Source organism: Lelliottia sp. AC1, assembly GCF_023278595.1.
In the GTDB taxonomy this organism is placed as follows: Bacteria; Pseudomonadota; Gammaproteobacteria; order Enterobacterales; family Enterobacteriaceae; genus Enterobacter; species Enterobacter nimipressuralis.
Map to the genome: position 1 here is coordinate 992,847 of NZ_CP025699.1, position 13,415 is coordinate 1,006,261.

The window sequence follows — 13,415 nt, forward strand, 5'->3', positions numbered from 1 at the left end:
CCCTTTTAAGACGTTATGTGACTGCGAGAAGCGGTGATGCCCGACATCAGCAGCGGCATCAGTAATAAACCCATCAGTACGGCGGCGATGGAGAGCAAACTGAACATCCCCGACCAGCCGTAATGTTCAATAACCAGTGACAGCGGCCATCCGGCAAGCGACGCCCCCATATAGGCAAAGACGCCGAGAAAACCGGTTATTGAGCCTGCCGCCTGCTTGTGTCCGCATTCGACGGCGGCAAGACCAATCAGCATTTGCGGCCCAAAGACAAAAAATCCGACCGCAAAAAAACAGATCGCCAGCAGGGCGTAGTGGTGAACCGGCGCCAGCCACAGCGCGGCGACAGAAACCATCAGGCCCAGCGTGAAGAGCAAAATCATCGGCGCACGCTGCCCGCTGAACAGCAGATCCGAGCCCCATCCGGCGAACAGCGCGCCGAGCAAACCGCCGACCTCAAACAGCATCACCGTCGCGTTGGCGCTGAGCAGATTGACGCCGTGGCTTTCCGACAGCCAGATGTTCCCCCAGTCGTTCAGCGCGATGCGGATCAAATAGACCAGCACATAGGAGGCGCCGAGCAGCCAGATCATCGGGTTTTGCAGCATGGTGGTGCGTAACATCTGCCACAAACCCATCGGCGGACTTTGCTGCTCCTGGCGCAGCTCCAGCGGATCGTTGCGCCACTGCCCGACCGTTGGCAGACCCTCTTCCTGCGGTGTCCCCCGCAGTTGCGTGGTCAGCCAAATGCCGAGCACAATGCTGATAATCCCCGGTGTCAGCATCGCCGCCTGCCAGCCCCAGAGATGGGCGGCAAAGGCACATATCAGCGGAATAATCGCCCCACCGATGTTGATGGAGGTATTCCAGCATCCCCACCAGAAGCCGCGCTCGTTGCGCGAATACCAGTGAGTGAGCAGGCGCGCGCAGGGCGGCCAGCCCCATCCCTGAAAGAATCCGTTCAACGTCCAGATGAACAGGAGCAGGCCAAACGAATCGCTGAAGGTAAACAGCACGTTCAGCACCCCGGTGGCCAGCAGGCCGATCCCCATAAACGCCCGCTGTCCGTGGCGGTCATGCCACAGTCCGGCGGCAAATTTCGACAGACCGTAGCTCAGATAAAACAGCGACCCGATAAGCCCGATATCGCTTTTACTCAGTCCCAAATCCATCTGCAGGGCGGGCAGAACGTAATTGACGCTTTTACGCGTCAGGTAAAACGCCGCGTAGCCCACCACCATGCACAGCAACAAGCGTGGGCGCAGGGCCCGATAGCGTTGAGAAATCTGTTCAGCAGACAGTGCGTGCATGGCGTTCTCCGTTTGAGCTGACTGTAGGGAAGTGCAAGACAAAAGGGATGAGAGAAAGTCTGGAGTGACTAAGACTTTTTCCTGGTTAGTGCGGTGTTTGTTGCAAAATTGTGGGCAGGTTAACAATTACGCGCGTGCCGCCCTGCGACTCAAGGGTGAATTCACCGCCCAGGGCGTGTACGCGCTCGCGCATGCCCTGAATACCAAAGCCGGGCGCATTGTCCGGTGCAATTCCGCTGCCGTTGTCCGTGACCTCCAGCAACAGGCGGCCATGATGCTGGCGCAAGACGATCCGCACTTCGCTGGCGTCTGCGTGTTTGCTGACGTTATTCAGCAACTCCTGCAACAGGCGATAGAGGGTAAAGACCAGGGTCTCGTTTTGCGGCGGGGCGGCCAGCTGCCAGTCAAAACGGCAGTCGATGCCGCGCTCGGCAAAGGCGAATTCGTTCACCAGATGGTGCAGCGCCTCCTGAAGCGAGAGTTCATCCAGCACCGGCGGACGCAGCTGGCGCAACAGCTGGCGGGTCGAATGGTGGATGCGTCGCGCCAGCTCGTTGATCTGACCGGCGGCTTCCACCGCCAGGGGGGTATCTCCCGCGCGTTTGACTAACTGGGACTGGATCTGAATCGCCGTGATGTTCTGGCCGATTTCGTCGTGTAGCTCGCGCGCCAGATGCTTGCGGGTATCTTCTTCCGTGTGGATCAGTTTTTCGGTCAGCGCCCGACGGGCCTGCAGCTCCGCTTCGAGCCTGCGGCGATAGTGATCGAGATTCAGCGCCAATTGCTGCTGACGGCTGATGGCGATCCCCAGCCCGATGCCAAGCAGGGACTGGGTGGCGAGAAAAATCTCCAGTTCCAGCAGGTCCGTAAACCCTACGCCCACCTGACGGGCAATGGTGATCATCATGCTGCCAAGCAGACCGGAGAGCACGCCGCCCTGCCAGCCGAATTTCCACGCCATCACCACGTTTGGCAGGAACACCACAATCAGCAGCAGGCGTTCCAGGGCGGGGGAGAGCACCATCTGCGTGCCGATCCCGATGATGAAAAACAGGCTGCACCAGATGATCAGCGACGTGCGCAAGGGCGGATTGGTCGTGTCCAGCCCGAGAAGATGGTAGCGATGCTGCTGGCGTAAAAACTCAAACACCAGATAGACGAACGGTGTCAGCAGCACGCCGCCGGTAAAAGAGGCCAGCCCCAGGAGCGTGGCGGGGCTTTGCAGAAACGGTGCGAGGCACAGGGTTTGCAGCAGCGCGTTGACGCTCACCGCCGCAATCAGCAGCGACAGTCGCTGCCAGTACAGGGGAAAACGGTGCCAGTAGCGTTGCACCGCGTAAGCACTGAGTAGCCCGAGGGGCGGCGCAGCCAGCATCAGATAGCTTGTCAGTAACTGCTCACTGTGCAGCCAGAGAATGGCGGCGAGCGTCGGCAATACCACGGCGGGCCAGAAACGGCGCGACAGGAGGATCAGCAGCGCCAGATAGACGCCCTGTGGCAGAAAAAGCACCGCCTGCTGGCCGTTGTGAGTGAGATAAAAACTGAGCGTCCACAGCATCAGCCAGCCGGTTCCCCAGGCCAGCATAATAAACAGGGAGAGAACAATGTGCCGCAGGGAGCGCCGCATCAGTGGCCCGTCAGCAGCTGATTGTCGAGAGCGAAATGCACCAGCTCAATGGTGCTGCTGCACTGCAATTTTCCCAGCACGTTGGCGCGGTGGACGTGAACCGTCTTATGGCTCAACTCGAGGGTAAAGGCGATGGCCTTGACGCTTTCGCCTTTTACCAGCAGGTCGAACACCTCCCGCTCACGCGGGGTGAGGACATCGAGCACTTTCGACACCGGCTGGCCGCCACGCAGGGCTTTGACCGCGTCGGCGCAGAGATAGTGGCCGCCCATGCCGACGGAGCGCACCGCCTGCACCAGCTCTTCCGGGCCGCAGCGCTTGGTGAGATACCCGCTGGCTCCGGCGTCGAGCGCGCTTTGCACGAAAGCGGGTGTGTCATAGATGCTCAAAATGATGGCGCGAAACGTCGGGCGCTGCTGGCGCAGACGTTTGAGCAGGCTAAGCCCGTTTTCATCGGGCATGGCGACATCCAGCACCGCGACGTCAATCTCGCTGTGGGTTAACGCCGACCAGGCGTCAGCCGCACTGCTGTACTGGCCTTCGACCACCAGGTCGTCCTCCAGATTTAACAGCTGCGCAAAACCCGACCGCACTACCACATGGTCATCCACCAGCACCACTTTGATCATTTCATCTACCCTGGCTGAATACTGGCTCTATGATGCCTGTCGCCACCCGGCTGGCAATCGTGTGCGCACGGATATGGAATGAATGTAACAAAATTGCAATAAAGACGTCGGGCGGCCAGTGCAGACGGAATGCTATCTGCACGAAATTCACTATCCTTTGCCACTTTTTTTCTAAAAACTGTTAGGAATTACAGATTCTTTTTTATTCCTTTATCAAAATTCCCGCGCCAGAAATACTGCTCCCATAACAAGAGAGGGGAGCAGACATTATGGCAATTTCATCGCGTATCACATTACTCGGCGCACTGGCGCTGTGGGCATTTCAGGCGCAGGCGGTCGATGTGACCGTCGCGTATCAAACCTCCGCTGAACCGGCGAAAGTCGCGCAGGCAGACAACACCTTCGCCAAAGAGAGCGGGGCAAAAGTCGACTGGCGCAAGTTCGACAGCGGCGCGAGCATCGTGCGGGCGCTGGCGTCGGGTGATGTGCAGATCGGTAATCTCGGCTCAAGCCCGCTGGCCGTGGCGGCCAGCCAGCAGGTGCCGATTGAAGTGTTTCTTTTGGCCTCACAGCTCGGCAATTCCGAAGCGCTGGTGGTGAAGAAAAATATCACGAAGCCCGAAGATCTGATCGGTAAACGCATTGCGGTGCCGTTTATCTCAACCACCCACTACAGCCTGCTGGCAGCCCTGAAACACTGGGGGATCAAGCCGGGTCAGGTACAGATTCTGAACCTGCAGCCGCCGGCAATTATCGCCGCCTGGCAGCGTGGGGATATTGACGGGGCCTATGTCTGGGCACCGGCAGTCAACGAACTGGAAAAAGACGGCACCGTGCTGACCGACTCGGAAAAAGTGGGTCAGTGGGGCGCGCCGACCCTGGACGTCTGGGTGGTGCGCAAGGATTTCGCCGAGAAACATCCTGAGGTGGTGAAAGCCTTCGCCAAAAGTGCCATCGACGCCCAACAGCCCTATATCGAAAATCCGGATGAGTGGCTGAAACAGCCTGCCAATCTGGAAAAACTCTCGCGCCTGAGTGGGGTGCCTGAATCCGACGTGCCGGGGCTGGTGAAGGGCAACACCTATCTGACGCCTGCGCAACAGGTGCAGCAGCTTTCGGGACCAGTGAATAAAGCGATTGTCGATACTGCCGGGTTCCTGAAAGAGCAGGGCAAAGTACCTGCGGTGGCGGCGGATTACAGCCAGTTCGTGACCGATCGTTTTGTGAAGTAACGGGAGGCCGTGATGCTGCAAATTACAAACCTGTCCGCCAGCTACGGCGGGAAACCTGCGCTAGACGATATCAATCTGACGCTGGATAGCGGTGAGCTTCTGGTGGTGCTTGGGCCTTCCGGCTGCGGGAAAACCACGCTGCTCAATCTGATCGCCGGGTTTGTTCCGTATCAGCACGGCACCATTCACCTGGAAGGTAAACGTGTGGAAGGCCCCGGCGCCGAGCGCGGCGTGGTCTTTCAGAGCGAAGGGCTTCTGCCCTGGCGCAACGTGCAGGAGAACGTGGCCTTCGGTCTGCAATTAGCGGGAGCCGAGCGTGCCGGGCGTCTTGAGACGGCGCGCCAGATGCTGAAAAAAGTGGGGCTGGAAGGGGCGGAAAAACGCTTCATCTGGCAGCTCTCGGGCGGCCAGCGTCAGCGAGTCGGTATTGCCCGTGCGCTGGCAGCCAATCCGCAGCTGTTGCTGTTGGATGAGCCGTTTGGCGCGCTGGATGCTTTCACCCGCGAGCAGATGCAAACCCTGCTGCTGCGCCTGTGGCACGAAACGGGTAAGCAGGTGCTGCTGATTACGCATGATATCGAAGAGGCGGTGTTTATGGCCACCGAACTGGTGCTGCTGTCACCGGGACCGGGCCGCGTGCTGGAGCGTCTGCCGCTGGACTTTGCCCGCCGCTACGTGGCAGGGGAACCGGTGCGCAGCATCAAATCCGATCCGCACTTTATTGCTCAGCGCGAATACGTGTTGAGCCGTGTATTTGAGCAGCGGGAGGCGTTCTCATGAGCATTGTTTTTAGCGAAAAACGGGCCGGAAAACGTTTCACCCTCCGCTGGCCGTTTTCACGTCAGATCACCCTGAGCGCAGGCACCTTGCTGGTGTTGCTGGCGATATGGTGGGCGGTGGCGGCGCAGCAGTGGGTTAGCCCGCTGTTTCTGCCCCCGCCGGGTCAGGTGTTGACGAAATTGGTCTCCATCGCCGGTCCGCAAGGCTTTATGGATGCGACCTTATGGCAGCATCTGGCGGCGAGCCTGGGCCGCATTCTGGTGGCGTTGCTGGCGGCGGTGATCGTCGGTATTCCGGTGGGGATTGCGATGGGGCTAAGCCCGACCGTGCGCGGGATCCTCGATCCGCTGATTGAGCTTTATCGGCCGGTGCCGCCGCTGGCCTATCTGCCGCTGATGGTGATCTGGTTTGGTATCGGTGAGACCTCAAAGATCCTGCTGATCTATCTGGCCATTTTTGCCCCCGTCGCCATGTCGGCGCTGGCGGGGGTAAAGAGCGCCCAGCAGGTGCGGATCCGCGCGGCGCAGTCTCTGGGAGCCAGTCGCGCACAGGTGCTGTGGTTTGTGATTTTACCCGGCGCACTGCCGGAGATTTTAACCGGTTTGCGCATTGGTTTAGGCGTGGGCTGGTCGACGCTGGTGGCGGCAGAGCTGATTGCCGCAACGCGCGGGCTTGGCTTTATGGTGCAGTCGGCAGGCGAATTTCTGGCGACGGATGTGGTACTGGCAGGGATCGCGGTCATTGCCGTGATTGCCTTTAGTTTAGAACTGGGGCTGCGCGCGTTACAGCGTCGCCTGACGCCCTGGCATGGAGAGATACAATGAGTGAACGTCTGACCATTACCCCGCTGGGACCTTATATCGGCGCGCAGATTTCGGGCCTCGACGTGACGCGCCCCCTGAGTGATAACCAGTTTGAGCAGTTGTACCACGCGGTACTGCGCCATCAGGTGGTCTTTCTGCGCGAGCAGGCGGTCACGCCGCAGCAGCAGCGCGCCCTGGCACTCCGTTTTGGCGATCTCCATATTCACCCGGTCTATCCGCACGCGGAAGGGGTGGAAGAAATTATCGTGCTGGATACCCATAACGATAATCCACCGGATAACGACAACTGGCACACAGACGTCACGTTTATCGAAACGCCGCCCGCCGGGGCGATTCTGGCGGCCAAGCTGCTGCCGGAAACCGGGGGCGATACCTTATGGACCAGTGGGATTGCCGCCTTTGAGGCGCTGTCGGCGCCGCTTAAACAGCTGCTGAGCGGTTTGCGGGCGGAGCACGATTTCAAGAAATCGTTCCAGGAATATAAGTACCGCAAAACGGAAGAAGAGCACCAGCGCTGGCAGGAGGCGGTCGCGAAACATCCGCCGTTGCTGCATCCGGTGGTGCGCACGCATCCGGTCACGGGCAAGCAGGCGCTGTTTGTCAACGAAGGCTTTACCACCCGAATTGTGGATTTGAGCCAGAAAGAGAGCGAGGCGCTGTTAGGGTTCCTGTTTGCACATGTGACGAAGCCGGAGTTCCAGGTGCGCTGGCGCTGGCAGCAAAACGATCTGGCGATCTGGGATAACCGTGTGACGCAGCATTACGCCAATGCTGATTATCTGCCGCAGCGCAGGATAATGCAGCGGGCGACGATATTGGGCGATAAGCCATTTTATCGCGCGTCGTGATGGTATCGGGTGGCGCAATGCTTTCCCGCCCTGTGATTTACAGGCCGGGTAGGCGGAGGCCGCCACCCGGCAAAAAAGTTAAAGATGTGCCTCAATATACCGCTGATACCGGTTCGCCTTCAGATAGCATAAATCCACCAGCACCAGCCCATCCACACAGTTGTTGAACGCCGGATCGCTGCCGAAATCGATAAACTGCACGCCGCCTGGCTCACACAGTTCGGAATACTGTTTGTAGAGCGGGGGAATACCGCAGCCCAGATTCCCGAGCAATGACTTGAGCTTTGTTAAATCCTCGACGTAATTCACGCCGCCAAACTGCGCCAGCACATCGGGCAATGATGCCGGATAGGGCTGGCGGGAGGCGGCCAACGGGTGACTGGCCGGGAACCACAGACGGTAAAACGCCACCAGTAGATCGCGCGCGGCAGGAGGCAGCCCACCGGAGATGGACACCGGACCGAACAGATAGCGATATTGCGGGTAACGCGCCAGATAAGCCCCAATCCCTGACCATAGATAGTCCAGTCCACGGCGGCCCCAGTAGCGCGGCTGAATAAAGCTGCGGCCAAGCTCGATGCCGTGCTCCAGCACGTCCTGCATTTTGTCGTCGTAATGAAACAGGCTGTAGCTGTACAGACCGTCCAGCCCGCGATGCGCAAGCTGTTTTGCGGTGGGGATAAAGCGGTAGGCGCCGACAATTTCCAGCTCTTCGTCATCCCACAGGATCAGATGCAGATAATCATCGTCGTAGCTGTCGGTGTCGCGACGCTTACCGCTGCCCTCGTCCACGGCGCGAAAGGCGATCTCACGTAAACGCCCCAGTTCGCGCAGCAGGGGCGCATCTTCTTGTCCGTTGCGTTGCCAGAGATAAATCCCTTTCCCATCGGCGGTTTTACCGAGGCATTCAGCCAGCGCCAGCTCGCGTTTTAGCGTGGCTCGATCTTCCGGGCGGGCGATAGCGCACTGGGTTTTGAACCTCCCCGGCAATCCCTTGCCAAGACGCATCACGTGCTGGCGGCATTGCTCGGCCATGTCACGGGGTGAAAGGGTTGAACTGAACCAGTGGCTCCAGGCAATCTGCTGGCCGATTTTTATCGGTAAGGTGCTGTGGCGGCGGCGGAACATCTGCTGCATTAACAGCAGCAGCGAAAGTGTCGGTGAGATCAGCGTGGAGGCATAAAACAGCACACTGTTATGTGCCTGAATATGAACGGGCAGCAGCGGCGCGCGCAGTTTGCTGGCCAGTTTGATGAAGCCAGAATGCCACTTTTTATCGCGGATACCCTTGCGGGTCGGACGTGAGACTTCGCCTGCCGGGAAAAAGATCAGCACACCTGCGTTTTGCAGGTGGTTTTCCATCTGCACGAGCGACGATTTCGCCGTTTTTCCGCCCATGTTGTCCACCGGGATAAACAGCGAGCTGAGGGGTTCGAGGTGCGTCAGCATTCGGTTGGTGACCACTTTCACATCGCGACGTACGCGGGAAACCGCATACAGCAGCGCCAGACCATCCAGCGTGCCGGTAGGGTGATTGGCAACAATAACCAGCGGGCCGTATTCGGGGATCTGTTCGAGGTCGCGTGCGCAGAGTGTGCAGAGAATATCCAGATGTTCCAGAATCTGCTCCACCATATCCAGCCCTTTCAGGTGGCGGTGTCGGGCGGCGAACTGCTGGAACTCGTCTTCGTAGAACAGCTTTTTTAACAGGCTTTTTTGCCAGGGGGCGGGTTTCGCCTGAGGCCAGAGATCGTCAAGAACGCTATCGAGACTGAACATGATGGTTTCTCCTGTCGTCTTGCCGAGACAGTAGAAGCACCCGATGTCGTTTGTATGGCAGTTTGATGAAGTTTCGTAGGGACAGGAACAGGCCGGGCAGGGCGAAGCCGCCACCCGGCACATGGGGGCATTAGCGCAGGATTTTCTTCTCGGCCAGATCCAGCGCGAAGTAGCTGAAGATCAGATCTGCCCCCGCGCGTTTGATCGCGCCCAGGCTTTCGAGGATCACTTTCTCTTCATCGATCGCACCCGCTTGCGCGGCAAATTTGATCATCGCGTATTCGCCGCTCACCTGGTAGGCACCCAGCGGCAGCTCGGTACGCTCGCGGATGTCGCGCAGGATATCCAGGTAAGCCCCGGCGGGTTTGACCATCAGGCAATCGGCACCCTGGGCTTCGTCCAGCAGAGACTCGCGGATCGCTTCGCGGCGGTTGAGTGGGTTCATCTGATAGGTTTTGCGATCGCCCTTCAGGGCAGTGCCAGCCGCTTCGCGGAATGGGCCGTAGAACGATGAGGCGAATTTGGTGGAGTAGGACATGATTGCGGTATCGGTGAATCCAGCCGCGTCCAGCGCCTGACGAATCGCCTGCACCTGACCGTCCATTGCCGCTGAAGGCGCAATGAAATCCGCGCCGGCTGCGGCAGCAACGACGGCCTGCTTGCCGAGGTTAATCAGGGTGGCATCGTTATCCACACCGTGATCGCACAGCACACCGCAGTGGCCGTGAGAGGTGTATTCGCAGAAACAGGTGTCGGACATGACGATCATTTCCGGCACGGCCTCTTTGCAGATACGCGACATGCGCGCCACAAGACCGTTTTCCTTCAGTGCATCACTGCCGGTGGCGTCCGTGTGGTGCGAGATCCCGAAGGTCATCACCGAGCGGATGCCCGCGTTGGCAATGCGCTCAATTTCACGCGCCAGGTGTTTCTCCGGAATGCGCATTACGCCCGGCATGGCATCGATGGCTTTGTAGTCATCGATCTCTTCTTCAACAAAAATCGGCAACACCAGATCGTTCAAACTGAGTGTTGTCTCTTCAAACATAGCGCGCAGCGCGGGGGATTTGCGCAGGCGACGGGGACGTGCAATTAAATCGGTCATGGGATGCCTGATGTCTGTAGAACAATAGCGCATATTGTACCTGATATTACCGTTCGCTGTTTTACGAAAGTGGTGGTTTTGTTAGAAAAGCGGTGAGAAGTGCAGGGAAAAATGTTGCCACCAGAGCAAGGGCATCCGGTTATTCTCTATTTGAAAGTAACCTGAGCAAAGCGTTTAATTTATTCATGATATTTCTTAGTGCTGCCATTCCTATTTTTCTGACATATTTCATTGGGCGTAAATATATTAATTAACATGGTTGAAAACGCGTGTAATTCATTGTGTTTATGACGCTTTGATAATTTCTTATTTATATCTGCAGAACTCTTTTTGTTATTTGTCTGGATACGGACTTAATGGAATCATTCATTGAACCTTTTTGAAGTGAGGTCGCATAATTCCCACCGCACGATATTTAGTTGCACTTGTGTTTTTACGGACAAACTTGCTTACGTCCCTGAGGAGGGATTGACTCAATGCAAACATGGAAAAAGAAACTCGCCGTATCTCAAATTGCATTAGCCTGCACGCTGGCTATCGCTTCTCAGGCTAATGCTAAGGACATTTCCGGTACAACATATAATACCTTCGGCTATGACAACACGGTCTCTACCCCCTGGTTTGACGGGTATGCAGACTGGGGATATTCAGACGCCAGCCACGATGGCGATATTTATCCTGTCATCAATAAATCCACCGTGAATGGCGTTATTTCCACGTACTATCTGGACGATGGTGTGGGGGGTCGTGCCAATGCGCTGAGCATTTCAAACAGCACCATCAATGGAATGATCACCTCTGAGTGCAAGTCTGACACCTGCGCAGAGGGATTAGATGCGGACGGTACGACACATTCTCAGTACGATCGTTTCAGCCTGACGGTAGATAATTCCACCATCAATGATACCTATGAGCATTATGCTTATGACGTTGTGAATGGTGATAAAACCGAAACCCATTATCTCGATACCTATGCCGCAGGTAATGCCATTACGCTGGACACTGAATCCGATATTGTTATCCAGAATAACTCCCACGTTGCGGGTATTACCCTGACTCAGGGTTATCAGCAGGTTGATAATACGCCTTATGATGACGTCGAAGGTGTAGCCAATAGCAACCATGTCTTTACGGATACGCTGGTGGTGAAAGATTCCGTACTGACTTCCGGTGCTTACAGCGATCTGGGGACCAACGGTTTTTATGGCCAAAGTGCGAAGCCGAGTGACTATGGCGAAACCAATGCCACAGCAGCGGACGATGCAGCGCTGATCGTTGCATCAAGCGGTGCAGACAACGCCATGCAGACCACCGCGACGTTTGATCACTCCACCGTTACAGGCGACATCCTGTTCTCCAGCACCTTCGATAACAACTTCTTTGAGAACGGCGATCCGGCGACGGATACGACAGACGATGGCGTCTATAACCCAACCACCAACGGCTGGGATGGCACCGATAAACTGGATGTGACCTTAACCAACGGCAGTAAGTGGGTTGGCGCAGCACAGTCCAGCGTTGAAGCTATCGGTACTGCACAGATGTACGGTCTGGGTTATACCGGCGTTGACTGGACCACGCTGTCACCAAATAGTATCTGGCCAGATTCTACCTTCGATACTAACGCCCATGTCGCCGGTGAAGAGGTTTATCAGAGCGGCCTGTTTAACATCACTCTGGACAACGCGTCTGAGTGGGATACGCGTAAGCTCTCCAACATCGACACGCTGGCGGTAAAAAACCAGTCACAGGTCAATGTTGAAAACTCTGGCCTGCTGGCTGACAGCATCACCCTCACCAACGGCTCATCACTGAATATTGGCGATAGCGGTGGCGTGGCAACAAACAGTCTCTATCTCGACAGCTACAGCCAGGCTGCGCTGACGGAAGAGACCGCTGAGCTGTATGCCAACACCATTACCGTGGATAACGGTGCGGAACTGGCGCTTGGTCTGGGTCAGGTTGATACGCACAACATGGTGCTGACGGATGGCGGTGTGCTGAACGTGGCGAGCCGTGACTACGTGCTGAATTCCGATCTGAACAACGCTCGTTACATTACCAACGATAAGAGCAAAGCCGATTACGACTACGGCGTGGTTGCACTGAACTCCGACGGTCACCTGGCGGTGAACGGCGAAGCCGCAGGTAACTACAAAGTGCGTATCGACAATGCGACGGGTGCAGGTTCCATTGCTGACTATAAAGGCAATGAAGTCATTCGCGTCTATGACAACAATGCAGACACCCAGGCGACCTTCACCGCAGCCAACAAAGCCGATCTGGGCGCTTACACCTACCAGGCGCAGCAGCAGGGCGACAGCGTGGTGCTGCATCAGGAAGAGCTGACTGACTACGCGAACATGGCGCTCAGCATTCCTTCTGCAAATACCAATATCTGGAACCTGGAGCAGGATGCCGTGGGTAACCGTCTGACCAACAGCCGTCATGGCCTGGCAGACAAAGGCGGCGCGTGGGTGAGCTACTTCGGTGGCAACTTCGACGGCGATAACGGCGAAATCAGCTACGATCAGGATGTTAACGGCGTAATGGTCGGTCTGGACACGCAGATTGACGGCAATAACGCCAAATGGATCCTGGGGGGGGCAGCAGGCTTCGCGAAAGGCGACGTGAGCGATCATTCTGGTCAGGTTGATCAGGATAGCCAGACGGCGATGATCTACTCATCCGCGTACTTTGCTAACAACGTCTTTATTGATAGCTCACTGAGCTATACCCGCTTCAATAACGATCTCTCTGCAACCATGAGCAACGGCCAGTATGTGGACGGTAACACCACCACGGATGCCTGGGGCTTCGGTCTGAAACTGGGCTACGACTGGAAACCAAATACTTCTGGTTATGTCACGCCGTACGCCGCTGTGTCTGGGCTGTTCCAGTCTGGCGACGATTATCAGCTGAGCAACGACATGCGTATGGACGGTCAGTCATACGACAGCATGCGTTACGAAGCAGGTATCGATGCGGGCTATACCTTCAACTACGGTGGCGAGCAGGCACTGACTCCGCACTTCACGCTGGCATACGTTTATGACGATGCAAGCAACGATGCGGATATCAACGGCGACATCATCGACAACGGCGTGAAAGGGTCTGCTGTGCGTGTTGGTCTGGGCACTCAGTTCAGCTTCACCAAAAACTTCAGCACCTATACGGAAGCTAATTACCTCGGTGGCGGTGATGTTGACCAAAACTGGGGCGCAAACCTGGGTGTGAAATACACCTGGTAATGCCTGAATCGCGGGGAGGTTCCTCTCCCCGCG

The 13,415-nt window shown here is 56.9% G+C and carries 10 protein-coding genes; 5 read left to right on the forward strand and 5 right to left on the reverse strand.

Translation table 11 applies throughout. The features are described 5' to 3' along the window. Nucleotides 1-5: 5 nt before the first annotated feature. The 3 genes from uhpC to C0560_RS04655 form a co-directional block, all read right to left on the reverse strand. A complete protein-coding gene (gene uhpC, locus C0560_RS04645; RefSeq protein ID WP_123429411.1) occupies nucleotides 6-1,307 on the reverse strand; it encodes an MFS transporter family glucose-6-phosphate receptor UhpC in 1,302 nt (433 codons plus the stop codon). An 85-nt stretch (nucleotides 1,308-1,392) separates the two neighbouring features. Then, nucleotides 1,393-2,934, reverse strand: a complete 1,542-nt coding sequence (locus C0560_RS04650; protein ID WP_248859730.1) for an MASE1 domain-containing protein — start codon at nucleotides 2,932-2,934, stop codon at nucleotides 1,393-1,395. Then, complete coding sequence (locus C0560_RS04655; RefSeq protein ID WP_100777483.1) at nucleotides 2,934-3,563, reverse strand: response regulator transcription factor; 630 nt, start codon at nucleotides 3,561-3,563, stop codon at nucleotides 2,934-2,936. Before C0560_RS04655 ends, C0560_RS04650 begins: the two co-directional genes overlap by 1 nt. Before the next feature lie 269 nt (nucleotides 3,564-3,832). Between C0560_RS04655 and tauA the strand changes: the two genes are divergently transcribed. Genes tauA through tauD form a run of 4 tightly spaced genes read left to right on the forward strand, consistent with a single transcriptional unit; the run spans nucleotide 3,833 to nucleotide 7,247 of the window. Next, nucleotides 3,833-4,795 (forward strand): taurine ABC transporter substrate-binding protein, encoded by a 963-nt coding sequence (gene tauA / locus C0560_RS04660; protein WP_095280932.1) that lies wholly within the window; start codon nucleotides 3,833-3,835, stop codon nucleotides 4,793-4,795. A gap of 12 nt (nucleotides 4,796-4,807) precedes the next feature. Further along, nucleotides 4,808-5,575 carry a taurine ABC transporter ATP-binding subunit gene (gene tauB / locus C0560_RS04665; RefSeq protein ID WP_102104338.1) on the forward strand — a complete coding sequence of 256 codons (768 nt, stop codon included), beginning with the start codon at nucleotides 4,808-4,810 and terminating at the stop codon, nucleotides 5,573-5,575. After that, complete coding sequence (gene tauC / locus C0560_RS04670) at nucleotides 5,572-6,399, forward strand: taurine ABC transporter permease TauC (RefSeq protein WP_181827390.1); 828 nt, start codon at nucleotides 5,572-5,574, stop codon at nucleotides 6,397-6,399. The genes tauB and tauC overlap by 4 nt, the downstream gene beginning before the upstream one ends. Continuing rightward, complete coding sequence (tauD, locus tag C0560_RS04675) at nucleotides 6,396-7,247, forward strand: taurine dioxygenase (RefSeq protein ID WP_123429407.1); 852 nt, start codon at nucleotides 6,396-6,398, stop codon at nucleotides 7,245-7,247. The genes tauC and tauD overlap by 4 nt, the downstream gene beginning before the upstream one ends. 78 nt (nucleotides 7,248-7,325) lie before the next feature. Here tauD and C0560_RS04680 read toward each other — a convergent pair whose 3' ends face one another. Both C0560_RS04680 and hemB read right to left on the reverse strand, forming a co-directional pair. Next, nucleotides 7,326-9,026 carry a lysophospholipid acyltransferase family protein gene (locus C0560_RS04680; protein WP_248859732.1) on the reverse strand — a complete coding sequence of 567 codons (1,701 nt, stop codon included), beginning with the start codon at nucleotides 9,024-9,026 and terminating at the stop codon, nucleotides 7,326-7,328. Nucleotides 9,027-9,156: 130 nt separating this feature from the next. Continuing rightward, on the reverse strand, nucleotides 9,157-10,131 hold the full coding sequence (gene hemB / locus C0560_RS04685; protein WP_100777467.1) for a porphobilinogen synthase: 975 nt from the start codon (nucleotides 10,129-10,131) through the stop codon (nucleotides 9,157-9,159). A 476-nt stretch (nucleotides 10,132-10,607) separates the two neighbouring features. On the opposite strand from hemB, the gene C0560_RS04690 reads away from it, so the two are divergent. Continuing rightward, nucleotides 10,608-13,382, forward strand: a complete 2,775-nt coding sequence (locus C0560_RS04690) for an autotransporter outer membrane beta-barrel domain-containing protein (RefSeq protein WP_248859734.1) — start codon at nucleotides 10,608-10,610, stop codon at nucleotides 13,380-13,382. The last annotated feature ends 33 nt before the right edge of the window (nucleotides 13,383-13,415 follow it).